A 25,737-nucleotide genomic window follows, 5' to 3' on the forward strand; every position below is an offset into this window, starting at 1 on the left:
TAAAACTTATTTTTTGTTTTCCATCAAGTTTTAATACTGAAAATACTTATTTCTTTGGACGAACAAGCCAAAAAAATCCTTTTAGACATCGCCAGAAAGAGCATCGAGGCTGCTGTAAAACAGAAACCCAAACCAGACTTTTCTTGTGATCATGCAGACCTCCAGGGAAGACAGGGGGTTTTTGTCACCTTGAAAACTCACGGGCAACTCCGCGGCTGTATAGGTCGTTTCGTATCTGATATGCCTCTTTATCAATCAGTTTCTGAAATAGCAATTTCTTCGGCAACGGAAGATCCCCGATTTGAATTCAACCGGATCAAACCTGCAGAGTTAGACCATCTGGAGATTGAGATCTCTGTGTTATCCCCGCTAAAGCCAATTGACAACCCACTCGATTTTGACCTTGGGAAACAGGGTATATTTATCAAAAAAGGCTTACACGTTGGATGTTTCTTGCCTCAGGTAGCGGCAGAAACTGGCTGGAGTAAAGAAGAATTTTTGTCCCATTGTTGCGCGAGCAAAGCAGGTTTACCCGCCACTGCATGGAAACAGAAAGATGTGGAGATTTATACCTTCACCACAGAGACAATCGAAGAAAAAAAATAATCTTTTGCTTTTTCTGTTATTAAAATATGCGACGGGTATAATAAAAATTACCGGATTGCAAAAATCACTAATCCATCGCAAGATCAGTCACCTCTTTTTCTCGACGATACGCCCCACATAGAAAATCATTCCACCAATGAATAAAAGAAGAATTTCCAGTTTCATAGAGTCCTTCGCAATACCAAAGTAAAGGGCATCGAGTACAACTATAATACCAATGATTTGTAAGATTTTAGCGATGCTCATTCAAATATCTCTCTAATGTTCCTTTCGCACTTCGTGAAAGTACGCGCAATATGATACCTATGATCCAAAATCAGTAAGAGCCGATATGACCTTTGAAGCAACACTGATGGTTGTTTTTTCGTGCCAGATCTCTTGAATACTGCCCTTCACATTATCTTTTCAGCAATTTCTATCGCCTTTAACAATCCTTTAGCTTTATTTAAAGTTTCTTCATATTCCCGTTCTGGTATAGAATCTGCCACAATTCCAGCGCCTGCCTGAATATAGGCATCGGTACCCTTCAATAAAATCGTTCGTATTGTTATGCAAGTATTTATGTTGCCAAAAAAATCGAAATATCCCACCGCGCCCCCGTACGGCCCGCGCTTTGTCGGCTCAATTTCATCAATAATCTGCATAGCCCTTATTTTGGGCGCCCCAGAAAGAGTACCAGCCGGCAAACATGCCTTCAATGAATCAAACGCACTTTTTCCTGCCTCCAATTCACCGCATACACTGGAAGTAATGTGCATCACATGTGAATATTTTTCAATCACCATCTTTTCATCAATATGCACACTGCCATAACGCGACACCCTTCCCACATCATTCCTTCCCAGATCCAAAAGCATAATGTGCTCTGCTCGCTCTTTGGGGTCGGCAATCAATTCCTGGGCAAAATACGTATCCTCCATATCATCTTTTCCCCTTCTCCTTGTTCCAGCAATAGGCCTTACGACAATTTTCTTCCCATCGACCTTCACCATAACTTCAGGAGATGACCCAATAAGCTTCAGGTTATTCATTTTCAGATAAAACATGTAGGGAGAAGGATTGATCACTCGCAAAACGCGATAAATGTTAAATGGGTCAGCATTCGTCTGTGTCTTAAATCGCTGAGAGATAACCACCTGAAATACATCCCCAGCACGAATATATTCCTTACACCGCTCTACCGCCCTGAGAAAATCAGTTTTTTCAAAGTTTGAAGAAAACGAGATACTAATTTCCTTCTCTGTCGTGATGTCATCGCTTAAAGACATCACGGGTGTTCGTACTTTTTCAATAATGCGGTCAATTTTATTAATTGCTTCAGCATACATGTTTTCCAGAAGCTCCCCGTCAATTTTTGCAGTACAAACGACCTTCATGGTTTTTGTCAAATGATCGAATATGATAACTGAATCATAAAACATAACCTGAATGTCTGGAATCAATAAATCGTTCTTTGGTGTATTAGGTAATGACTCATAATACCGTATCGTGTCGTATCCAACATATCCTACCCCGCAGCAGAAAAAATTAGGCAAACCGTCCACCTGCACGGGGATAAATGACTTCATCTCCTTATTCAGAACCTCCAGGGGGTCTTGTGCGTGGAATACTTCTTTCCCCTTGTCTCCCTGTTTTATCTCAATCCGAGACCCAAAACAGGTAAATTCTAAAAACGGATTTGTACCAAGGAAAGAATATCTGGAAATCTTTTCTCCACCCGCCGCGCTTTCGAGCAAAAAGGCATATCCTGTATCTGAAATCTTTTGGAATGCAGAGACCGGTGTAAGGGTATCTGCAAACAATTGTCTGTAAACGGGTATAATATTGCCTTTTGCAGACAATTGTTTGAACTCTTCAAAGGTCGGATAATAACGATTTACCATTTCCATAATTTTTTCAAAAAAAATGGGTGTTGCTAAAGCAACACCCATTATGCATCATATTAAAAAGACTACAACGCCAAACAACTATTGCCGACAGAAAACAAACGACAATCTTTCACACTTTAAAATGTGACTGTAGTCTGCAAGTATCCCCAGCTCGTATCAATGTCATCTATGTTATCTTCAATCCAGTCCTCAGCCTTGAAGAAGGAATAACCAGCAAGGATACCTATGTTTTTATACAATTGATAGCTTACAGTCAGATCAATTTCTTGAGCTAGATCATTCTCATCATCATCATAGCCTGCGCCAGGCCGAGGGATGGCCAAGGCTCCGCTAGCAAGATACCAACCGTCTTCCTCTTGAGCAAGCAAATAGTAGTGGTAGTCCACCTGCACGGTCAACTTATTCGTTGGCACAACCTTTACATTCGCCCTGAAGTCATGCATGTTCTGCCAGGAAAGTAAATCGATGAACCCATAGTTACCCTGCCAGTGGTTTGTAGGATAAAGGTTATCAAAGGTTTCATGGTCGTTATCATCTTGATCATCATCACCGGATGCGTAATCATATTCAATACCAAAACGTGGCGTCCATGCCAACTCTTTAAACGTATACCCAGCCCTACCAGCAAATGCCCAAGCCTTTTGATTCTGATCACCATAATCACCAAACTGACCATGTGACTCAAGTGTATAATCTATAGCATCGAGGTTGGGAACCTTTCCGTCAATTCTTACACCGACATCATGGATTTCGATAGGACCGTCGCCCGGTGCCGCATAACCACTTCCTGTGGCGACATTCGCTAAAGTATCCTGGTCGTTTTTATGAATATACATCAATTCCAACAACGCCCCTGGAACCAGCTTTTTAAATGCCAACTGGGCTGCATATGCAGTTTCATCTGAGCTATCGTCGCCATCTGTGGCAAAAAGCCCATCCTCATCTACCTTTACAGCAAACGTTTCAGCATGAATGGCATCGGTATCCCACATTATCCTGCCACCATCGAATACACGGCCTACGTTTGACCATACAAAGTTACCGATAACCCTGTGATCACCCCAGATGATTTCTTGACGGCCAACCCTCACAGTTAAAGGAAGATCAAAAAGCTGTTTTATATCAAAATACCCTTGGTGAAGATCAAAAATGCTATTTTCTACGCCTGGATTTGCAAACCCAACAGTGGTTCCTTCAGCACCAAACACCCTTGCATCTTGAAGCTGAATAAATACCCTCAAGTGCTCATTCACATCGGCATCCGCCCAGAGCCTTGTCTGATTCAGCACGTAGTCATCATCGGTTGATTTCCCACGACCAACGATGCCCGTTGCACCACCTAAGGTTGCATTACTCGTTGGGACTTGATAAAAGCCATTGGCATACTCTGCCCTTGTTCTAATTTGCCCACCCAATTTTACCTTCTTAGCAAATTCAGAATATACATTACCTGCGATGTCTTCTGCCTTTACTGCTTGCTCAGCCTGTGCGGCAGTCTTCATCTCTTCTTTTAGCGTGCTAACCTCGTTTTTTAACGCCTCAACATCATTTTTCGTGTCAGAAGATGCTGCGGCAACTGTTTTATCCTGCTTGACAGTCTCTATCTGTTCCGACAAAGCAGAAACAGAAGCCCTTAGCGCATTCAATTCCTTCTCCATTTCCTCTAACGACTTAACATCTGCCCCAAACGACTGGGCGCCAGTCACAACGCAGAAGACGGCAGTAACAAACCCACCGACACAGGTCTTCCACAATTTATATCTCATTTTATACACCTCCCTTTATTAATGTCTATTGGACCCCAACGTACAAATACAAATAACCAGAAAACCTAAATCACTGCTAAACGTCAACTAAGGTATTTGGCCTCCTTTCTCCTCCTCCTGGCATTTTACCCAAAATACTTCAATTGCATAAACATTCGAGCGACATATCTTAATAATAAAACCAAACGATGTCAAGCAAATATATTTTATTCTTATTAATATTTCCCAAAAGCCGCTTTGTTTCTATTTATTACTGAATAGATATCCGCAAAATCACCACTCTACACCCACAAGCATATCCATTAGTAGTAGAACACAACAAATATTATTCCAAAAATACAGGATGTTGCAAATCCGACATTAGTATTTGCAATAGATACTACTTACAATAAAATATTGACGCAACATGGTAAAAACTTAACACCGCACCGCAATTACGTCATATTGCAAAAATGAAACTTATTTTACAATTTGCACTGCCTTCACAAATCCACATGGATTTATACACTAAAATATATCACAAACAAAACATCTGACAACTCCCTGATATTCATTGCGGCTTGATTTATAAATACTGAAAAACATTCCGCAGCAACGTCCAAGACCATTCTTTTTTTACTTTTTTATTGACGTTACAAAGACTTCTTTTTATAATGCCGAGCTAATTTTTACAAACAAAAGGCATTAAAATACTTCGGCAATAAACACCTTAAGCAGAGAAGGGTAATTATGGATAAGCATTTTCAACCAAAAACCAAGCATTACCACATATACAGAAAAGCAATCATAGTAGTGATTATCATAATGATAATAATTGGTGGTATATATGGTGGCAGGGAATTAAGCTGGAAAGAGATCGCCGCTGACGAAGTAGCTGTAATTGTAAACAATCTTACCGGTGGCATTAAATTAATAAACAGGGCCGGCGCCGTCCTTTATTACCCTTTCATTCAGGATATATATGTGTTAGATAAACGCGAGCAGGTTTTAAAAATGACCTCAGCCGAAATTGACGAAAAACATCCGCAGGGTAACCCAATAACAGTCAAATCAATTGACGGTGGCGATGTAGTGTTAGATTTGCAAATACAGTACATGTTAAATCCCGATTACGCCGTACATGTTGTTCAGAACACCGGCATAGGGGATGTCTTCAAACAAAAATGGCTGTACGATTATGCACGAACTATTTGTTATTACTGCTATGGGGAATTGACATTAGACGAGTTTCCGATCTCTTCCAAGCGTGATGTCAAGGCTCAAAAGGCGCGAGACGAGATCAACAAGATGCTGGAACCCCACGGTTTTTTTGTTACATCCATAAACTTAAGCGACTATCGTTATTACAGGGAATATGCAGAAAAGATCCAGGAGCGAAGATTGGCCGACAAAGAGGTTGAGGAACAAAAAACCAGGGCTTCCGCTGCAAGAGAAAACCAGAGAAGGGTTGTTGTTGAGGAAACGAAAAAGTTGGAAGTAGAAGTAGCAAGATTTCGGGGTGAATGTGATAAGCGCATCATGGATGCAAGAGGTAGTGCTGAGGCCAAAAAACAGGATGCTGATGCGTATCTTATCCGAGCAAGATTTGAAGCTGATGCTGCGTATGAAAGGCTTGCAAAAGAGGCAGAAGCTATTCTTGCTACACTAAAGACAGAGGCAGAAGGCGTTCGATTATTACGTAACGCACTGGAAGGAGAAGGGGGACGGAATTTGGTCAGGCTGGAATATGCCAGACGTCTAAAACAGGCAATTATCAGAAGCACCCCAATTATCAGGCAAGGCGTTGAAACACCGCAAAGCATACAAAGATTTAAGTATATTGAGGATGCACCCAAGATCGATTACATGTTCCCAGAACCTCCAGATGCAGCTTTGGTTAGTCCACTAAAGCCAGGGCCGGATAAGTCCCCATAATTAACTTTACCATTTTCAATTAACGTCGATCAATAAAGAGGTGAAAATGCACATAGGCAAGATTACCGCAAAATATATTATTCCTATTGGAATCGTCACATTTATTGCCGCGTTTATCATTGGTGTCAAATTCTTTGTTATCAAAGTAGGTGTTGATCAAGTAGGTGTAAGAACAATCATCTGGGGTGTAAAGCGAGGTATCGTACAGAAGGATTACGGGCCTGGATGGCACAGGGCAGTTACAGCTATCGATCAATGGGATCTTTATGACAGCACGGTACAGACCCTCGAACTTGCCAAAGAACCTTCACGTTTGGGACATGACGAGCGGAAGGAAGCTGCTATCAGAACTGCAGATGATTATGATGTCTCAGCTGACATCATCGTTAAATATCAGATCAAAAGGGGAGAGGCGTGGCAGCTGCGTCAAGATATTGGTGTTGGAGAACGGTACAAAATCATCGTGGAAAATGAAACGCGCGATATCGCCAGAAGTGTGCTCGGTAAGATGGTGGAACGAGATTTATACAATCCGGAAGAAAAGCGGAAAAGGGCAGCAGAATTTAAAATACAACTTACGGAAAGGTTAGTTCCTCGTCATGTAGATATAATTGACGTGCTCATTTTAGAATTGAGATTTGACCCACAACTGGAAAGAAAGATTAAAAATATTAAATTGGCTGAACTTGATAATGTTCTAAACAAATCAAAGGCGCTTGCCGCAGAACAAAGAGGTATTACCCAAACGATCGATGCAGATACAGAGGCTATTGCGCAGAAAATTGGCGGCGACAAAGAGAGAGCAATCACCGTACTCGATGCTGAAACCACAAAAAAGACAATAGAACTTCTCGCCGAGGCTGATAAATATTTAATCCAGAGGAAGGCAGAAGGCGACCTTTACAAGGAGCAAAGGATAGCAGACGGAAATCTTTTAATTAAACAATCACAAGCAGAGGGAGAACGGTTGCGAAGAGAGGCAATTTCAGGCATGGGAGGAGACATTATTGTAGCCCTTGAAGCAGCTCGCAACGTCAACCTCGCAGATGTAAATATTTCAAGCCTTGATATAAATCTTCTCGATGTCGATGATATGGCCACACGATTGGGTGTTTCAGATACCAAGGGTAAGCTTCGTGTTGATACAAAGACGTTTCAAGAAATTCAGGAAATGTTAAACCAGCCAAGAGGTACAGACACCGCAAGAATTAAATAAGTCTATTGTCCCTTTTTTTCTCGCGGCATAAAAATGGTGTATTTGCACCATTTTCCCCCTCGTAAAATCGTTCAAAAGTATATTCATCTCTGCTATAGCACTGTGTGATAAATACTTAAGATTTAGACCGACAAAGGAATAAGGTTTGCTAGGTTTATAAAAACTGAATTAATTCATATTTATTAAACTTTTTTTTCAACAATATTTTTTTGAGAAGACTATATTATGCGACATATACAAAAAATGTTACGGAACTGTTGCTTCATCATTGTATTACATCTGTTATGTATCGTAAGTATAACAACAAATGACTCTCTTGCATCAGATGAGTCAACTGGTAAAATACAAACACAGAAAACCGTTAAGTATTCAACTTTTTTTGACAAAAAAACACATTGGTGTGATGCGATGGTAATTACTTGTACAGATTTCCGGTTCACAACTGCGACACAAGAATTTATAAATAATCGATTAGGACTAAAGGGTAATTATGACTACATATCTATCCCCGGTTCTATACGTAATTTGCTTGATTCAAAGACAAGAGACCTTGTTTTAAACACCTTTGGTGTTTCGGTCCATTTACATCACGTAAAGCGTGTAGTTATTCTTGGGCATCAAGACTGCAGCACTGGCTATGGAGGGTCAAAAAACTTCTCAGAACCACTCGTTGAGTATAAAGCCATTTGCAAGGATTTAAAAAAGGCACGGAGACTCATGAAGTTAAGATTTCCTCACCTAAAAGTATTTCTATATTATGCCACGGTACTGTATAAGGACCACCAGCGCATATATAATTTTAAGCAAATTTTGTGAGCATTAAATTTTAATGATGCACCCGCAGAATTGAGAAAGAGGGAAAATACGAAAAAATTTAAAATAAAGGAACCTGAAAATGCTCACAGATAGCCCCATGTATGTACGGAATATGCGTAAACAAAAACATACCAGCTTAAATATAAATCTTTTCATTGTGAAAAAAAATTGGATGGCAATGTGTCTTGCTTTTGTCTCATTTTTTGCAATCCCTCTTGGGTGTGCATATAACAAAACGCCTTCACCTGACCTTTTGGTGGATAGTCAACAGATAGCTATTACTGTACAACCTGAGGCAGCAAGACCTGATTGTGATACCTTAGCAATTACCTGCATTGACTATCGTTTTGCCGTTGCAAACCAGGAATTTATAAATGAAACTTTAGGACTGAAAGACAATTACGATCATATTTCCATACCGGGGAGTATTTATAATCTTGTAAACCCGGAAACACGGGCGCTCTTTTTTAGCAAGTTTGCCCTCTCAGTAAGGCTTCATCTCATAAATCGAGTTGTCATTATTAACCACAGAGATTGCGGGGGATATGGAGGTTCGGCATCTTTCGGGTCGGAAATTGCGGAGTATGAAACACAAACGGGAGATTTAAGAAAAGCAAGGGCACTGTTAATAGAAAAATACCCCACTCTTCAGGTGGATTTGTTTTTAGAATCCTTAGTGCAGGAAGGAGGGGAAATGAAGGTTCATTTTGAAAAGATACCATAATCGAAACAAGGCCTTCTCTTTCATGCAACAGTTTTATTCTTCAGCTGTTTTTGCACAACGAAATCCGATTTGAGGGCTTTGCGCATACCATGGCACCCGATAACGGGCGGCACATCGTGCATAATGCCCGAAGTAAAGGAAGCCGCCGCCGCGGACAACCCTTTGCAAGCCAGAATCTGAGCCAGAAGGATTTTTTGACGGAGATACAGCATAATAATTTTGGTCATAATAGTCGGCACACCATTCCCAAACATTTCCCGCCATGTCGTAACACCCATAGGGACTTTTACCTTTCTCATATTTCCCCACCGGTGTTGTCCCCCTAAGTCCGGCCTCACGGTAATCTGATTCCCACACAGTGCACTTCTCTTTATCAAATTTATTTCCCCACGGCCATAAACGCTTGTCGGTACCTCGTGCCGCTTTTTCCCATTCAGCTTCTGTTGGCAACCTTTTCCCTGCCCATTTTGCGTATGCAGCGGCATCCTCCCAGGTTACCCCTACAACAGGATAATTTGGCCGATTGAACCTGGCATCATTCCAGCAACTTGGCCTATGGTACCCTGTCTCTTCAACGAATTTTTTATACTGCTCATTAGTCACTTCGTATTTATCCATGTAAAAGGCATCCAGATAGACCGCATGTTCAGGTCCGTCATAAATATTATACGCCAGCAGAAAACTCCAGTTATAGCGTGTATTATCACCCATGGTGAATTCACCGGATGGTACATAGACCATGCCTGGATACTTCTCTTCAGAAGCTGTTAGTTCATCAACAACAAGAATACCCAAAAATAATATAAACAAAATCATGAAACCTTTTTTCGTAATCAACTTTTAGTATCTCCCCTTTGTGACAATTTCATACCTGGCAATCTCCAGAGGTGAATATCCGGAGACAATTTCATTGAAAGTCTTAACCTCACCCTTCCAAAAAGTCTTGATTGAAAAATCCTGCGTAAACAACAGTGAATCAGAGGTGTTAAAAACCCGAATTGCAAATGTTGCGATACTTCGGTCTTTATCTGACAAATTTTTTATCTCACCTTTAATCTGTGAAGATGACCCAAAGGGAAGGAGTCTCACATTTCGCATATAAAACCCGTCTCCTATCTCTTGAAAACCCTCTTCTTCCGGCGTAGGAATGTGTTCTTTTACTACTTCCACTGTTTCCGTACCCTCAGCAATCGTTACGGTTTCGGTTCCAGCAGGCACTTGTGCTGGCGTAGTTGGTAGTACTTCGGCAGTTACTGTCCCCGCAACGCCAACCCCGGCTTTTTCCACTTTTTTTATCCGCGTTTCCAAATCTGAAATAGTCTTCAATTGTCCTTCAAAGGTTTTTACCGAGGAATCCAAAGAAGCCACCCGTGTTTTGAAACTTTCTTCAACGGTTGCAATCCTCTTCTCTTGGTCACCTAATTTTTCGGTCACTAATTTACTCAAATCATCAATAGCCTTTTTAATGGGTTCCAAAGGTCTTTGCGCCTCCTGATATCTTTTCTCGAGTACAGCAGTTTTTACTTCCTGATCCTCAACCCGCTTTGAAAGATCAGACAATAACTTTTTTAAGACATCCAGGGTCTTGCCAAAAGAATCCAGCAACCCTTTGACATCTGCCACAGACGAAGTCTTCTCTATCGCCTCTAATCTTGAAACGATAGAATTCAATTTTTCTTCATTCCCTTTTATTATCTTATCGAACTCTTTCGAATGGGTCTCACTCACACTTTTTTGAAGTGCAGTAATTTGCGACCCCAGGTTATCGAGGTTCTTCATCCAGCCCGAAAGTGACTTTTGAAAATCATCAAACTCCTTCATGACTTCCTGCGCTCCTCCTTGCCCATTAGCATTCTTTGCACCAAAAAGGGAGAAGACCAGAACTATGCTTACTGTGACGAAAAGTATACCTTTCATGAATAGTACTCCATCTTAAAAACGTGTGGTTCTAAATAGATGGTAAGTAGTCTATCAAAAAATCTTATCCACCGCAAATATTTATCTGCTCCTCGGCAATACAGAGTTTGGAATTGATTTTAAAGGATAAAATTGTTATAATACATTTTTTTACAATAACTGTTAAAAGATAATAATCTCGAGAAAGGATACTATGCAGGTTTTAATTGCAGATGAACTTCCGGACATATGCATTGAAATACTTGAAAAAGCAGGAATTGATGCCCTGAATAAACCCGGTATAAAAGCGGATGAATTAAAGACTATAATGACAAGCTGCGATGGAATTATATTGCGCAGTGGGACAAAAATTACCGCACCTTTACTGGAAAAAGTAGATAAACTAAAGGCCATTTGCCGGGCTGGCGTTGGGGTTGACAACGTAGATGTAGCGGCAGCCACCAAAAAAGGCATTGTGGTCATGAATACGCCAGAAGGAAATATAACTTCAACTGCCGAACATACCGTAGCATTGCTCTTTTCCCTTTCACGTTTTGTTCCCCAGGCCTGCGCATCAGTCAAGGCTGGTAAATGGGAAAGGAAGAAGTTTACCGGCATTCAAATTGCCGGAAAGACTCTTGGTATCATCGGACTCGGCCGGGTAGGAAGACAGGTTGCAAAACGCGCTGTTGCCTTAGAGATGAAGGTCGTTGGTTATGACCCTTTCATCTCTCCCGAAATGACATCACAATACAGCATACACATTGCAAAAAATCTCAAAGAATTACTCTCTCAAGCCGATTATATTACGATTCATGTCCCTTTTAACAGCGAGACAAAGAATCTTATCACACAAAAGGAATTTTCGATAATGAAACCGGGAGTTCGTATTATCAATTGCGCGCGGGGCGGAATTCTCTCCGAAGAAGATCTCTACAATGCCATAAAGAGTGGCCACGTTGCAGGAGCCGCCCTCGATGTGTTTGATGTAGAACCACCCACAGGTAATAAGCTCCTGGAACTAGACCAAGTTGTCGCAACGCCTCACTTGGGGGCATCTACGGAAGAGGCCCAATTTGCGGTTGCTGTAGAAGCAGCTGAACAAATGGCTGACGCGCTTACGGGAAAGGGGTTTCGAAATGCAGTAAACCTCCCCCCGTATAACATCGAAGAATTTAACATCCTGAAACCCTATATAACATTGGCGGAAAAGATGGGTTCTCTCCTCATCCAACTCGCCGCCGGAGGTATTCAGTCGGTAGATATTGTTTATACAGGAGAAATTACCAAGAGAAATATTTGCCTTGTTACGGACAGCCTCATGGTTGGACTGCTCAAGCCCGCCCTCGAAGACGGTGTCAACCTCGTCAGTGCACCACATCTTATCGCAGAACGAGGTATCAAGATCAATATTACCACCAGCAGTGGTGTGAGCGATTTCACGAGTCTCGTTAGCGCAAAAATAAAAAGCGCTAACGGTGAAACCACCATATCTGGGACGGTTTACGGTAAAAATGAACCACGGCTTGTGAATGTCAACGGATACGGCATCGAGGCAGTACTCAACGAACACATGCTTATTCTCTTTGGTAAGGATAAACCCGGTTTAATTGGAAATATTGGTCGGGTTCTTGGTGACAAAAAGATAAATATTGCCCATATGGCATTTGGCAGGAAGGAGACTGGTGGCAATGCCATTACGATCATAAACGTAGATGCCGCTGTACCGCAAGATTGCATCCGGGAGATGGAACGGCTTGACCACATAGAAGCAGCTTATTTAATACATCTTTAAAATTAGAGAACGTCGAGGTACACAAACCAAAACGGGAAGGCCAGACAATTTGCAGAGAAGACAAGAGCAGATGTAAGCACTGAAGACAAAAGGACTTACCCCATAAGGCGCAAGGCGTTTATCTCTGGTAACCCTGCCATATAAATCTTATTTACGGCATCATGAATATTGTATTTAGTGCGTTTAATTTGTGCAACCTTTTTTTCATCATCATAAATAGCATAAGACGCCCTGATGTCCCAATCTCGCGGCTGACCTACACTCCCCACATTGATAAGCACCTTTTCGGCGTTATTTAAATCAAAAACACACCCTCTATCCACACGGATGCTTCCGCTCTCCCCAAAAATGGCTAACGGCACATGGCTGTGACCATAAAAACAAATCTGTGTTTTTAAGATATCTAAATTAAGTTGTGCATCAGCCCCTGTCGTAATATAATCAAAGAATTCGGGATGATTCAAAGAGGCATGCACGAGGGTAATATCGTTTAGCTCTACAACCAAAGGTAAATTTTTTAAGAATTCTATACACTCGGCCGAGAGGTGCTTTGCCGTCCACAAAATTGCAGCCCTTGCATCGGCATGGAAATAACCTGCTGGAAATTTTCCCACCGCTGCATAGTCATGGTTTCCCGCCACAACGATACAGTTTAATTCACGTATTAAGTCTATACACTTTATCGGTTCGGCAGCATAACCAACGATATCTCCTGTACATAATACCTTGTCAACACGCTCCTTTTGCAATTCATCAACAACTGCCGTTAATGCCTCATAGTTACTATGTACGTCTCCGATTACTCCATATATCAACAACAAGTCCTTTCCAATATTAGAGATGCGTAAACTCAACGACATTCTTTGCGGTCGAAAAGCAAGAATGCTAATATGATAACAAACATAATATACAGCGCAGCATATATCAACAACAATACCATGTGATATAAACACAACGACTCTAACTTGTTTTCCACTCCAATAGCACTGAATTCCTCAAGATTTGGAAAAAAGATACCCAAAAACGTGAGGTACCATCGGGTTCCGCCCCCATTTTGCTGAAGCACATCCTGAAAAAAACTTATTACATTCCCAATGGCATAGATAACCATGCAACAACTCAGGTTGGATATCATAGGCAAGTATACAGAGCCGGCAGTTGCTATGGCACACATTATGGCAACTTGTAAAAATGCAAATATCAGTTGAAAAACCGTTGAATACCCAACCCGTTCAAATGCCGTTAATAAACCCGTATGATAATCGAAAGACTCCCTCATGCACAACGAAACAGTCAGGAAGAGACCCATCGTCAGGAATACCGACGAGACAGCTACCAGTATCCCTAAAAATTTGCCAAAGAGGACAGACCCCTTATCTACGGGTTTAGACAATAAAGTCATAATAGTGCCTTTTTCCATTTCTTTGGATATTGTATTTGCGGCACTCAGCGATGCAAGACACAGGCAGCAAATCGTAATTGTTGATATCCCCATCTCCTTTATCATCCGCGTTTCCTCACCAAAAGCAAACAAAGTAAAGGAAAAGGATAAGAATATGAGCAAAATTCCTCCGCATCCAATTAAATAAAATATTGTCTCCCGGCTAACTTCTCTTGCGGTATTCGCGGCAATAGTAAATACGCACCTGCGCATAAAAACCCTTGCAAATTCAAAAAAATCTCATACACTAATTTAAGGTGTTTCACGTGAAACATCTTTTCCCTTAAAAGTGTGTTAAATACTAGCATTCCTTATCAGGAAATGCAATTGAAAACCCACCAGAAAAAGGAGCCAGGACCATGTCGAAAAAGGAAAAACTCAGCCGCAGCTTACAATCACTCCTTGGCGGAGTTATTGGAATAGAGGCCGATGTAGGACAAGATGTAATTGTGCGGCTTAACCCCGAAGATGTTCAGCCCAACGACCTCCAGCCTCGAGACCTCTTTAACGAAGAAGAGATGCGGGGGCTTGTGGAATCCATCAGAAAATACGGTATTTTACAACCCATCATCGTAAGACCACTCTCGCACGGATACATGCTCATTGCAGGAGAGCGACGCTGGCGGGCGGCAAAACAACTTGGATTAAAAGAGATACCTGCCATCGTTCGACACGCCAACGGAGAAAATATCCTGGAAATCGCCTTGATAGAAAATATTCAAAGGGAAGACCTCAATCCTATTGAAAAGGCCAAAGGATTCGAAGAACTGATCACAAAGTTCGGACTCACCCAGGAACAGGTTGCGAAGGCCATGGGAAAAGACCGCACATCTGTAACCAATTATCTCCGGTTATTGGACTTGCCGCAGGAAATCCAAGATAATGTTTCACGTGGAACATTATCCATGGGACATGCGCGGGCATTATTGGCCATTCAAGACAAGGAAACACAGACGAGGCTTTGCGAACGCATTATACAAGATGGGTTATCCGTAAGAGACATAGAGGAGATTGTTTCGATAGAAAAGAAACAAGTCAAACCTGGAAAAACAATCACAAAAAAGACATCTCCCCATATCGAAGACCTGGAAGACCGATTCCGCAGGTTTTTTGGGGCAAAGGTTACTATCAGGGAAAGCAACGGCAAGGGGAAGATTCTGATTGCATTTCATTCAAGCGAGGAATTCAGCAGGATTGCAAATACCTTGGGAATTCAGATTTAATTATCAGAAACAAAAAAAATGAAGAGTCCCCACAACCACGTTTAATAGACCAAGGATGCCCGTATAAATTCCCTGAATAACGAATGAGGCTTCGTAGGCTTCGACTTAAATTCCGGGTGGAACTGTACACAAACAAACCAGGGGTGATCTTTGAGTTCCACGATTTCCACTAATTGCTCATTCGGCGTATATCCGCTAAAAACCGCACCATTGGCTTCAAATATTTCTGTATATCTATTGTTAAATTCATATCGGTGCCGATGCCGTTCCGATATCTCCTGACTCCCATATGCCTGAAATGCTTTTGTGCCTGGCCGAAGGACGCAAGGCTGCGCCCCTAACCTCATTGTCCCACCCTTACCAGGCACTGTTCGTTGTTCTTCCAATAAACTAATTACAGGGTGAGGCGTATTCATATCAAACTCTGTGCTGTTTGCCCCCTTAAGTTTACACACATTCCTTGCAAACTCGATTGCTGCACACTGCATTCCGAGGCAAATTCCGAAGAAAGGAATCTTGTTTTCCCGTGCATACCGTATCGCCTCGATCTTACCCTCAACACCACGCACACCAAAGCCCCCTGGCACAAGAATCCCCTGCACCCCTTCAAGATGTGCTTTGGCCCCATTTTTTTCAATATCCTCAGATTCTACTCTGCGCATCCGCACCCGCGCATTGTTACCTATTCCCCCATGGATAAGAGATTCATAAATAGACTCATAGGCCGACTGATGCGCTATATATTTTCCCACAATCGCTATCTCTGTTGCCTGGCTCGGATTTTTTAGTATCTCCAGTATTGACAACCACTTATCAATATTATTACCGTTTGTTTTTAACCTTAATTTCTGAATGATAAATGTATCCAAGCCCTGATCAACGAGGATCAACGGTATCTCATAGAGATAAGGCTTCACATCCCGCTCCTCAATGATCGCATTTTTGTCCACATTACAAAAAAGGGATAACTTTTCTTTTATCTCAGCGCCAAGATGTTTTTCCGTCCTACAAATGATGATATCGGGTTGAATGCCCGCCTGTCGCAACATACCAACGCTGTGCTGGGTAGGTTTCGTCTTTATCTCCTCTGCGGCACTTAAATAAGGAACAAGGGTGAGATGAATATAGAGCACATTCTCCCTGTCCACCTTTTGGCCAAACTGCCTGATAGCTTCCAGGAAAGGCTGGTTTTCTATATCTCCCACAATACCCCCGATTTCGGATATAACCACATCCGTATCAGGTCCATCCAGTTTCTGGATACATTCTATGATTTCATTGGTTATATGGGGGATTACCTGCACCGTCTTGCCCAAATACTCCCCCTTGCGTTCCTTCATAATAACAGAATAATAAATTGAACCTGTCGTAAAGTTGCAGTACCGGTTCGTCTTGCTATTGGTGAATCGCTCATAATGCCCCAGATCCAGGTCCGTCTCAGCACCATCATCAGTCACATATACCTCCCCATGTTCATATGGACTCATCGTCCCCGGGTCGATATTTACATAGGGATCAAACTTTTGAAGTCTTACTTTAAGCCCCCTGCTTTCCAACAACATACCGATGGAAGCAGAATTGAGCCCTTTACCAAGAGAAGAAACCACACCACCCGTAACAAATATGTGTTTAGTCATGCCTGTATCTTTCCAAAAATGCCATCAAATCATCCTGCGTGTCAATACCCCTGGAGATATACTGCGTAATTGCCACCTTAATTTTGTATCCATTAGAGAGTGCCCTGAGTTGCTCCAACTTTTCAACATATTCCAAAGGCGAGGCTGGAAGCCTGGAATATTGTAACAGAAAGTCCTTTTGATATGCATAAATCCCCAGGTGCCTCAGAAATGTAATACCTGGCTCATTAACCGGATCTCTGCTATCACGTACGTAAGGAATCTGTGAGCGGGAAAAATAGAGTGCATATCCGCGATTATCCAGCACAACCTTTACCACATTCGGATTGCTCAATTCTGCAGCATCTGTTATCACATTTGCCAGGGTCGCCATTACCGCAACATCGTCTCCCACTAAAGTATCTATGACCTGATCAACCACAGACGCCTGCATCTCTGGTTCGTCACCTTGCACATTCACTACAACATCAGCTTCTAATCTCCCCGCCACCTCTGCAATTCGGTCTGTCCCTGAAGCATGTGATACGGAAGTCATTTCAGCCTCGCCACCGAACCCTTTGACGATATCGTATATAAGCTGGCTATCAGTAGCAACGATAACTTTATGAATTCGCCTCGCCTGCTTTACATTTTTGTAGACGTGTTCTATGATATACCTTCCCGTGAGAGACTTGACTTCTGGCAGGATTAATTTAGAAGGTAGCCTGGTCGATGCATATCGGGCAGGGATTATGACAACTGCCTTCATACGATACATTCAACCACGTGTTTATTCAATCCCATATTTTCATAACAGGACACGGAGTTCACGGAAAATCGGAAAAATTACGAACTATTTTATAAAATCGTTAATTTTATTGAACAAATCTTTCGGATTCAAACATTTTTTGAAATAATTCATGTAAACTATTATGTAAATATTTCCAGGGAAATATCCATGGCCTTCGCCGAGTGGGTAAGAGCACCAATAGAAATTCTGTCTACGCCCGTTTGTGCCACAAGATGGACATTTTCCAGGGTAATATTTCCGGACGCCTCGGTAAGTGGTTGGCGTTTTCCTTCGCCATATTTCCACCCTTTAACCACTTTTACAGCATCGTTCAATAGCTGGATGCTCATATTATCAAACAGTATGATATCAACCCCTGCTGCAAGAGCATCCTTTACTTCTTCCAGCGTCCTTGTTTCTACCTCGATTAAAATATCCTTCTTTATTCGTTGTTTTAAAAAAGACACAGCTTTTTCAATAATGCTATCATGGGAAGATATGCTAAACAATACTTTGTTTTTTATAATATCCAGGTGATTGTCTTTTATCAGCACCTGGTCATAAAGACCCATCCGATGATTGGTCCCACCACCTACTCCCACTGCGTATTTTTCCAAATATCGCCAACCTGGGATAGTCTTCCTTGTGTCCATAATGGAGGTTTTTAAAGTTTTGATACGCTCGACAAACTGTGATGTTAGCGTTGCGATCCCCGAAAGCCTTTGAAGGAAATTTAAGGCAATCCGTTCGCCGGAGAGGATGGCCTTTGCTCTGCCATTTACTACAGCAATGGTCTCACCTTTATGAACGAAGACTCCTTCCTTAACCCAATGTTTAAAAAAAACGTTCTTATCGAGTTTTGAAAAAAAGTATTCAACAACCGGCAATCCGGCAATCACCCCGGCCTCTTTTGCAATAAATGATCCTTCAATCATCAAATTATCTGGAACGAGGTTTTCAGTTGTAATGTCCCCGGTAAAGATGTCCTCCTGAATAGCTAATTGAATAAGGACATCTATCTTTTCAGATTCAAAATTGATTTTCATGTCCACAGCAACTACCCATCTTTCATCTTTTGTTTTTTGCCTGCCAACACCTCGATAACCCCATTTAATTTTCATTATATTAGTGTTTCGAAGAGAACTCAATATCAATCCTTATTTTTTTCTTGACATTTAACGATACAGTGCTATTTTAAATACCAACCGATAATACGAGTTTTTCATAAAGTAAAGGAACAGACAAAACATACGATAAAGGCAAACTCCGAGCAATTGGGGGGACGCAAAGTAAAGGGTCTTTCAACGCACAGGGAAGTGAGTTTCGTAAGATAGCCTACTGCATAAGAAAAAAGACAGCCTTACTGCCGAAGATGTTTAGCAAAAATCTTTGCAGTAAGGCTTTTTTTATTTTTTACGGCAAAATATTTCTGAACTTTAATCAAATATTTATGATCTTGCTTCACCTTAAAAAATTTACTGGATTAAGATGAGCGCAAACAATAATCAACAATTATGGAGGTGGCTATGGTAAAACGAAAGAATAACCGTTTAAAACTCATATCCCTAACGTTAAAAGACTCTCTTGCCAAATATCGCGTTACATTGTCAGATACATCCCTTGGTGTTGTCGCTCGTGATTTGACCAAATCTCTCGGCGATTGTAGTCGCGGTTGCGCGTTTGATTGCAAAGATGGTTGTATAGACGGGTGCAAGGATAGCAGAAAAGGATAGTGAAACAACTAAATGAACCAAAACAAGATTTATTGAAAATGCAGTTTGTCGTTTAATATTTATGGTTAGAAGGGAGGGAGCTATGCCTGTGAAAAAAAAAGTTGAACCCCGTGTAAGGACTATCTCTTTGTTATTAAAAGACTCATTGGGAAGGGCAGGGATTGATCTGCCAAACAATGTAGCCATTTCAACTGCAGGCGAAATACTTCAGGGGATCGATTTAGGTGACTGCCGGGAAGGCTGTAAAGAAGGCTGTAAAGACGGCTGCAAAGACGGCTGCCAAAGTAATCAGAAAACGAGCTGATACCTTCTAGTGCTGCGAAGCCGCAACCAAAAAAGATACAATAAGCAGTAAGCAGTTGACAGTGAGCTAAAAATGATAAATTCCTTTACACTCTGTATGATTTCATGATGGAAAACATTTTATAAACATACACTTAAAAGGAGGAGGATCATGGCAAAAGGGGCCGATCCGAGAATACAGCCTCTCAGGCTTTCCCTGAAGGAGTCGCTCACCAAACAGGGCATTAAGCTGGATGCAGGTAAGATTAACGCAGTAATAACTGACGTGCTGGATGTTAATTCACTGTGGGACTGCGGAGGCGGCGGATGTAAAAAATCATGCAATACCGGCTGTTCTGACGGGTGTAAGGACGTCTCAAAAACAGCGTGAGATAACATTAATGAACCGAAATGAGATTTATGAAAAGCAGTCTTTTTTGATATTTACGGTAAGGAAATGAATTATGTCTCCTGGAAAAAAGGCCGATCCCCGTTTAAAGATCATTTCTTTGATCTTAAAAGACTCATTGGAAAGGACAGGGATTGATCTGCCGTATAGTGTAGTTGTTTCGACTGCCGGTGAAATAATTCAGGTGGATGGCCTATTTGGATGGGGCTGTGGGAGTAGTTGCAAAGAATGGTGCAAAAAAGCGTGCAAGGAAGGCTGCAAGAATAGTCAGAAAGAGTAATAAACAAGGTTGTTTGATCTTCTGATGATAATCGTTTTAAGAAATTTTCATGTAGGGATGAAAGATATGCTAACGAACCCCGGAGCGAAACCTCGGATAAATACCCCCTGGCGTATTAGAAATGACAAAACGAGTGTCATTGTCTACAAATGTGTTACTGATACGCTGACCCATAAGGTCCTGACACCGGTGGAAGCTACTCTGCTCCCCTTTCTTGATGGGACATTTACCCTGAGTGATATCGAAGAGGCGTGGAGCGACGCACTCGCCATCGCAGACAAAAAAGAGGGTCCCCATTCGAACCTTTTCCAAAGTACGTTAACGCATCTTATTTCGCATGCAGGCATAGTCACTTTTGATGGTGAACCAAGCCCATCCTTCCGTGAAACTAATCAGCATTTATTCCCTGACTTTTCCTCATATCAATATCCGTTGCAGCGGCTTGCACGGCCCATCTCAGTGAATATTGCCATTACAAACCGATGCGGGTGCGATTGCATGTACTGTTACGCAGAAAGACGTACCTGTGACGAGGCTGATTTTGAACGGTTAAAGGATATCTTCTGCGATCTCTCAGATAATGAAATTTTTATGGTCGACATCACCGGAGGTGATATTTTTACCAGAAAAGACGTGCTCAGGATACTTACTGAAATGGTAAAACGGGAGTTTGTGTTCTTTCTCTCAACGAAGAGTTTTCTCTCTGAGGAAACGGCATCCAGGTTGAAAGAATTGGGGATTGGCATTCCGGATCCGCCACCGCACCTCAGACGTGATATTCAGGTGAGCATAGACAGCCCTGATACAGCAGTAGCGGAAATGCTGACCCGCAGTTCCCGGTATGTGGAAAATGCCACTGAGACCATAAAAAATCTCATCGCTGCCGGATTAACACCGAGGGTCAAATGCGTCCTCACCAGTTATAACTTTGATGCCCCTGATGGGCTTGTGCGCCTTTTCTCCAATCTGGGTGTAACCAACTTCCAGTTCGTGCAATATGGTCGAAGCCATTATCGACACGACGATGCGCTCTTTCTGACACATGAACAAAAGCTTTACATTAAAGAGGCTATTGAGAGGATACGTGAGAAACACCCTTCAGTATCTATTACAGCACAGGATGATACCAGTGTCCAAAGCCAGACGAGAAAGAATAGAGAGGATTGGGATCGACGCTCTATCTGCTCTGGCGGTAGGGTGAGTATGCTTATTCAGCCAAACGGGGATGTTACCCTCTGCGATCAGATCCCTCACGCTGAAAATCATATCGTAGGAAACGTGTTTGAGAAGGGTGTTGCCGGTGTATGGAATTCACCTAAGCTTTATAATTTCCTTTATCCCTCCAGGGAACAGTTTAATGGAACGGTGTGCTACACCTGTTCTGAATTTGATCTCTGCCACAAATGGCAGGGATATTGTTACCGCGATTCCCTTTTTTATTTTGGAACCCTTTTGGATGCACCGCCTGATTGTCCTCGCCAGACGAAGACAGCCCCCCGCCAGATATAATAATATTGCAGTAAAGTTAAAGGTTGATGAAACTAAGGAGATAGAGGGTATAGAAACCAGAGTTATGGAAGAAAGAGAAACCCTTGACGGTGAATTAGTAGAGGTCTCAAAGAATTACGTTGCAATATGTAATCGGAATAACAGCGTATTCTATTTTGGAGAAGACGTGAATATATATGAAAATGGAGAGATAGTGAGTCACGATGGTTCCTGGCAATCAGGCGTTGATGGGGCAAGAGCTGGTATTATAATGCCGGGGACTATTCTATTGGGTTCAAGGTATTTTCATGAAATAGCGCCGGAAGTTGCAACGGACAGAACAGAAATCGTGAGTATAAATAAGGTTGTTGAGACTCCATGAGGGAAGTTTGAAAATTGTCTGAAAACGATGGAGACTCACTCTTAGAGCCAGGACTCAAAGAATTCAAGTTTTATTTCCCGGGAATTGGGCTCATACAAGATGGTGTGCTAAAACTTACCGAGGTAAATGAGTAGTGACAAAATCGAGAAAAACCTTGTGAAAAACCTTCCGGCAGAAAATGGCTTATCAAGGTAGCCCCCTTTGGATGAAGGTTTATGTGGGTCACTTAATAAAGGCAATCCTTTCAAAAGGGAAATTTATGAAATCTGTTTTCTGCCTTATTGAATATATCAGCCTTTTTTTATTACTGACTCTTTTGCTTTTTACGGGCTGCAGGAGAGACGACCATTCGATTTCTGGTGCTTTACCTGCCGTTGACGTCAGTGTATCACCACCCGTCAACGCCGCCGATCCTTGCACTATCGCACTCACACCGCATACAGGCACAGACCGGATAGATCAGCAAATCATCCACCTGCAACAAAAGGCACGCTGTGCCGAGGAACCGTGGCGTACGGCGTACCTGGAACGGCTCGGTTGGGCATTTGTTACCAAAGCGCGCATCAGTTTTGATCCGGGCTTTTACAAATTGGCCGAGCAATGCGCCCTGTGCGTCGAATCGAAGGAGCCGCACAGCGCCGAGGCTATGCTGTTACGCGGACACGTGCTCCACAATCTGCACCAATTTAAAGAGGGAGAAGCCCTGGCACGTGAACTGGTTGCCCAGCGTGGACTGTCATTTGATCACGGATTGCTGGGTGATCTGTTGATGGAGCAAGGCAAGCTCGACGAGGCGATCGATGCCTATCAAAAAATGATGGATCAAAAGCCCGGCCCGCAGGCATACAGCCGCACCGCTCACGTCCGCTGGCTGAAAGGTGATCTGCAGGGAGCAATCGCAGTAATGGAAATGGCCACAGGAGCAAGCAGCTCGCGCGACCATGAATCGGCAGCATGGGCATACGTGCGTCTCGCCTTATACGAAATGCAGGCAGGTAATATTTCAAAGGCATCAGACATTATTGAGACAGCGCTTGCCTTACAACCCGATTATCCCCCGGCGCTTCTGGCGCGCGGACGTATGTTGCTGGCAAAAGGGAAAAACACGGAAGCCATAGTTCCACTAACACGCGCCACTCAGTTAAACCCCCTTCCTGAGCACCAGTGGGGTCTTATTGAAGCCCTGCGTACGGCCGGCCACAGGGATAAAGCGGGCCAAGTCGAGAAACAGCTTATGCAACGCGGTGCTTCTGATGATCCGAGGACCTTCGCCCTGTATCTTGCCACGATTGGCCATGACACCAAAATGGCACTGTTGCTGTCGGAAGAGGAACTAAAAGTGCGCGCAGACATCTTCACGCTGGACACACTCGCCTGGGCACTCAGGGCTGTGGGGAGGATTCAGGAGGCGCGCTCGTTCAGTGAGCGGGCACTGGCTGAGGGAACACAGGACGCACGCCTGTTCTATCACGCAGGTGTCATTGCAGCGGCAGCGGGACAACATAAAGAGGCTGAGGTTTGGTTCGAAAAAACCACAGCTATTCAACACATGCTCTTGCCTTCGGAACGAGAGCACCTCTTTAAAGAAACTGCGGCATTACAGGCGCAGAAATCGATTCTGACATCGGGCCAATCGAATTAACCAGGAATACCTATATTCAAAGAAAGGAGGCTGTTTATGAAAACAATCAGTAAGATGTTGAGCGTTTATGGAGTAATTGCTTTGCTTGTACTGGCAAGCGGTTCCCTATTTGCATCCAGCCATATGGATGCGCCGCTGATTACCCTTGACCCGGCTGCTAACACCACCGATGTTTACGCATTCGTCGACGAAGACAACAGCAACAAAAACCTCGTTGTAGCACTTGGCGTGTACCCGTTCGAGGAGCCGGGTATCGGCCCAAACAAGTATAACTTTGACGATAACGTGCTCTACGAGATCCACGTTGCGTTAGGTGATGACGTTGCCGCTGGACGCAAGACGTTAAGCTACCAGTTCTTGTTTGAAACTAAGTTTAAGAATCAGAACACCATCCTCCAGTCATATCTGGGTGTCATTAACGATGTGGATGACGCAAATCAAAACCTGACCCAAACCTATACGGTCACTAAAGTCGATCACCGCACGAAAAAGAAAACCGAAACTGTCCTTGGCTCCGGTATCGTTCCCCCGAACAATCAGGGAATTGCCACACCCTTTTATAACCAGGACGACGACGGTGAGAATCCCGCTAAGGGTGGTGTAGCCACGGAAGCAGAACTCGATAAGTACACAAAGCAGGCCATTGCCACGCTGAGCAACGGCTACGTTGCATTCGCCGGACAACGGGATGATGGTTTTTACGGCGATATCCAATCTATCTTTGACCTGCTGGAACTGCCAGACTGGGTCAAATGGGCAATTTTATCCTATTCAGTGGGATTTATTCCCCATTTTATAGGCTAAAAAGCGACAAAACGAGTACAAAAATGGTAATTTATAGTAGTTCTTACCCACTTTTGAAGCAAAAAAGTTCATTTGACCCAGTCTGTGCGCGATCCCGGCAAAGATTCCCAGGGCGGGTTCAACCTCCACCTTATGGCCCTGGAGATTCCCGTGAGTGAACTTGGCGGTGACCAGCAGATCGTTGGAGTTTATGCCACCACCAGCCGCCGTAAAACTACAGTGCTGAGCACGAGGCCCGAGAAAAAAGATGATAAGATCACGGGGCCGTTTGTTCAGGTTGGACGGCAAGGCAATCCTCTGTTCAACGAAGGTCTGGTCGCTATTGCGGACAAGGACTTGTACAGCCGAACGAGTCCCACAAGAGATAGTGTCATCTTCCGCAAATACGCGGAGAGCCCAGAGCTGGCAAAGCTGATCAACCTGCTCGTTATCCCTGGAACAGGCCTCGTGCCAGCTGTTGAAACCGGTCGTACCGATATTGCTGGCATTTACATTCCCGATTTGATCAAAGTTGACCTCTCGACCAGTGGTGTTCGGCTTGCGGGTGGAGGACCAGACGACCCCAACAATCCTGATGATTCTGGCTTCTCACGGTTGAGCATCTTTGGTAATGATGTGTTACAGAGCGATATTCAGGATCCGTTTGACAACGGTGGATTTATCGCCGGTGGTTGGCCAAACGGCAGGCGTTTCGGTGACGACGTAGTGGATATTGCAATCTCGGCCCTCATCAGCGACCTGCGCACACTTCCCCTGTTCGTACAGGTGGCGGGTGACGGAGTGAATCAAAATGACATTGTATTTAACAAGGTCTTCCCATACGAGTCCACACCACAAAACGGCCGCATCCACGGTCATCATGGTGTAGCACCTTAAATCAGGCTGCCTTTGGCAACGACTTTTTAGATACACGACAAATGCCAATTAAAAACAACCCCCTCTCCCTCTTAATAAAGGGAGAAAAAGGGGGTTGTCTGGGATGGATAAGGGATGGGTGATTAGTCTTTTTTCCCTAACCGCCTCTA

Annotated in this window: 24 protein-coding genes and 1 riboswitch; of the genes, 15 read left to right on the forward strand and 9 right to left on the reverse strand. The window is 43.0% G+C overall.

Translation table 11 applies throughout. The annotated features are described in order from the left end of the window. The first annotated feature begins 36 nt into the window (after positions 1-36). Positions 37-606 (forward strand): AmmeMemoRadiSam system protein A, encoded by a 570-nt coding sequence (gene amrA / locus E3K36_08355; protein MCF6155251.1) that lies wholly within the window; start codon positions 37-39, stop codon positions 604-606. Positions 607-998: 392 nt separating this feature from the next. Here the strand turns inward: amrA and trpE are convergent, their stop codons facing one another. Both trpE and E3K36_08365 read right to left on the reverse strand, forming a co-directional pair. After that, positions 999-2,489: an anthranilate synthase component I gene (gene trpE, locus E3K36_08360; protein ID MCF6155252.1), complete on the reverse strand. Its 1,491-nt coding sequence runs from the start codon at positions 2,487-2,489 to the stop codon at positions 999-1,001. 122 nt (positions 2,490-2,611) lie between these two features. After that, positions 2,612-4,261 carry a hypothetical protein gene (locus tag E3K36_08365; GenBank protein ID MCF6155253.1) on the reverse strand — a complete coding sequence of 550 codons (1,650 nt, stop codon included), beginning with the start codon at positions 4,259-4,261 and terminating at the stop codon, positions 2,612-2,614. A 729-nt stretch (positions 4,262-4,990) separates the two neighbouring features. Here E3K36_08365 and E3K36_08370 point away from each other — a divergent pair. The 3 genes from E3K36_08370 to E3K36_08380 all read left to right on the forward strand — a co-directional run bounded on the left by E3K36_08370 (position 4,991) and on the right by E3K36_08380 (position 8,931). Then, positions 4,991-6,175: a hypothetical protein gene (locus E3K36_08370; protein MCF6155254.1), complete on the forward strand. Its 1,185-nt coding sequence runs from the start codon at positions 4,991-4,993 to the stop codon at positions 6,173-6,175. Positions 6,176-6,221: 46 nt separating this feature from the next. Then, positions 6,222-7,391 (forward strand): hypothetical protein, encoded by a 1,170-nt coding sequence (locus E3K36_08375; GenBank protein MCF6155255.1) that lies wholly within the window; start codon positions 6,222-6,224, stop codon positions 7,389-7,391. Between the two features lie 895 nt (positions 7,392-8,286). Beyond that, positions 8,287-8,931 carry a hypothetical protein gene (locus E3K36_08380; GenBank protein MCF6155256.1) on the forward strand — a complete coding sequence of 215 codons (645 nt, stop codon included), beginning with the start codon at positions 8,287-8,289 and terminating at the stop codon, positions 8,929-8,931. Positions 8,932-8,964: 33 nt separating this feature from the next. Here E3K36_08380 and E3K36_08385 read toward each other — a convergent pair whose 3' ends face one another. Both E3K36_08385 and E3K36_08390 read right to left on the reverse strand, forming a co-directional pair. Next, positions 8,965-9,768 (reverse strand): formylglycine-generating enzyme family protein, encoded by an 804-nt coding sequence (locus tag E3K36_08385; GenBank protein MCF6155257.1) that lies wholly within the window; start codon positions 9,766-9,768, stop codon positions 8,965-8,967. A gap of 3 nt (positions 9,769-9,771) precedes the next feature. Continuing rightward, positions 9,772-10,848, reverse strand: a complete 1,077-nt coding sequence (locus E3K36_08390) for a hypothetical protein (GenBank protein MCF6155258.1) — start codon at positions 10,846-10,848, stop codon at positions 9,772-9,774. Between the two features lie 193 nt (positions 10,849-11,041). Between E3K36_08390 and E3K36_08395 the strand changes: the two genes are divergently transcribed. Beyond that, positions 11,042-12,622, forward strand: a complete 1,581-nt coding sequence (locus tag E3K36_08395; protein MCF6155259.1) for a phosphoglycerate dehydrogenase — start codon at positions 11,042-11,044, stop codon at positions 12,620-12,622. A gap of 95 nt (positions 12,623-12,717) precedes the next feature. Here the strand turns inward: E3K36_08395 and E3K36_08400 are convergent, their stop codons facing one another. Further along, a complete protein-coding gene (locus E3K36_08400) occupies positions 12,718-13,482 on the reverse strand; it encodes a metallophosphoesterase (protein ID MCF6155260.1) in 765 nt (254 codons plus the stop codon). Continuing rightward, positions 13,473-14,276, reverse strand: coding sequence for a hypothetical protein (locus tag E3K36_08405; GenBank protein ID MCF6155261.1), 804 nt, complete (start codon positions 14,274-14,276; stop codon positions 13,473-13,475). The genes E3K36_08400 and E3K36_08405 overlap by 10 nt, the downstream gene beginning before the upstream one ends. Before the next feature lie 146 nt (positions 14,277-14,422). On the opposite strand from E3K36_08405, the gene E3K36_08410 reads away from it, so the two are divergent. Next, a complete protein-coding gene (locus E3K36_08410; GenBank protein ID MCF6155262.1) occupies positions 14,423-15,286 on the forward strand; it encodes a ParB/RepB/Spo0J family partition protein in 864 nt (287 codons plus the stop codon). Positions 15,287-15,327: 41 nt separating this feature from the next. Here the strand turns inward: E3K36_08410 and E3K36_08415 are convergent, their stop codons facing one another. The 3 genes from E3K36_08415 to nadC form a co-directional block, all read right to left on the reverse strand. Beyond that, complete coding sequence (locus E3K36_08415; GenBank protein MCF6155263.1) at positions 15,328-16,923, reverse strand: CTP synthase; 1,596 nt, start codon at positions 16,921-16,923, stop codon at positions 15,328-15,330. Continuing rightward, positions 16,916-17,671, reverse strand: coding sequence for a 3-deoxy-manno-octulosonate cytidylyltransferase (gene kdsB, locus E3K36_08420; GenBank protein ID MCF6155264.1), 756 nt, complete (start codon positions 17,669-17,671; stop codon positions 16,916-16,918). Before kdsB ends, E3K36_08415 begins: the two co-directional genes overlap by 8 nt. 161 nt (positions 17,672-17,832) lie before the next feature. Beyond that, entirely contained in the window at positions 17,833-18,738 is a 906-nt protein-coding gene (gene nadC, locus E3K36_08425; GenBank protein ID MCF6155265.1) for a carboxylating nicotinate-nucleotide diphosphorylase, read from the reverse strand. Between the two features lie 202 nt (positions 18,739-18,940). After that, positions 18,941-19,063, forward strand: a riboswitch (cyclic di-GMP riboswitch). Positions 19,064-19,218: 155 nt separating this feature from the next. Here nadC and E3K36_08430 point away from each other — a divergent pair. From E3K36_08430 to E3K36_08470, 9 genes are all read left to right on the forward strand, one after another. Continuing rightward, on the forward strand, positions 19,219-19,425 hold the full coding sequence (locus E3K36_08430) for a hypothetical protein (protein MCF6155266.1): 207 nt from the start codon (positions 19,219-19,221) through the stop codon (positions 19,423-19,425). A gap of 82 nt (positions 19,426-19,507) precedes the next feature. Beyond that, entirely contained in the window at positions 19,508-19,729 is a 222-nt protein-coding gene (locus tag E3K36_08435) for a hypothetical protein (protein MCF6155267.1), read from the forward strand. A gap of 150 nt (positions 19,730-19,879) precedes the next feature. Then, positions 19,880-20,098: a hypothetical protein gene (locus tag E3K36_08440; protein ID MCF6155268.1), complete on the forward strand. Its 219-nt coding sequence runs from the start codon at positions 19,880-19,882 to the stop codon at positions 20,096-20,098. Between the two features lie 73 nt (positions 20,099-20,171). Then, positions 20,172-20,396 (forward strand): hypothetical protein, encoded by a 225-nt coding sequence (locus E3K36_08445; protein ID MCF6155269.1) that lies wholly within the window; start codon positions 20,172-20,174, stop codon positions 20,394-20,396. Positions 20,397-20,420: 24 nt separating this feature from the next. Next, positions 20,421-21,905 carry a radical SAM protein gene (locus E3K36_08450; GenBank protein MCF6155270.1) on the forward strand — a complete coding sequence of 495 codons (1,485 nt, stop codon included), beginning with the start codon at positions 20,421-20,423 and terminating at the stop codon, positions 21,903-21,905. Continuing rightward, positions 21,853-22,266 (forward strand): hypothetical protein, encoded by a 414-nt coding sequence (locus E3K36_08455; GenBank protein MCF6155271.1) that lies wholly within the window; start codon positions 21,853-21,855, stop codon positions 22,264-22,266. Before E3K36_08450 ends, E3K36_08455 begins: the two co-directional genes overlap by 53 nt. Before the next feature lie 178 nt (positions 22,267-22,444). Then, positions 22,445-23,908, forward strand: coding sequence for a tetratricopeptide repeat protein (locus E3K36_08460; GenBank protein MCF6155272.1), 1,464 nt, complete (start codon positions 22,445-22,447; stop codon positions 23,906-23,908). Between the two features lie 36 nt (positions 23,909-23,944). Beyond that, the gene (locus E3K36_08465) at positions 23,945-24,712 is read left to right on the forward strand and encodes a DUF4331 domain-containing protein (protein ID MCF6155273.1); all 768 of its coding nucleotides are present in this window, start codon (positions 23,945-23,947) and stop codon (positions 24,710-24,712) included. A gap of 72 nt (positions 24,713-24,784) precedes the next feature. Then, the gene (locus tag E3K36_08470) at positions 24,785-25,588 is read left to right on the forward strand and encodes a DUF4331 domain-containing protein (protein ID MCF6155274.1); all 804 of its coding nucleotides are present in this window, start codon (positions 24,785-24,787) and stop codon (positions 25,586-25,588) included. The last annotated feature ends 149 nt before the right edge of the window (positions 25,589-25,737 follow it).

The sequence above is a fragment of the Candidatus Brocadia sp. genome (assembly GCA_021646415.1).
Classification (GTDB): domain Bacteria; phylum Planctomycetota; class Brocadiia; order Brocadiales; family Brocadiaceae; genus Brocadia.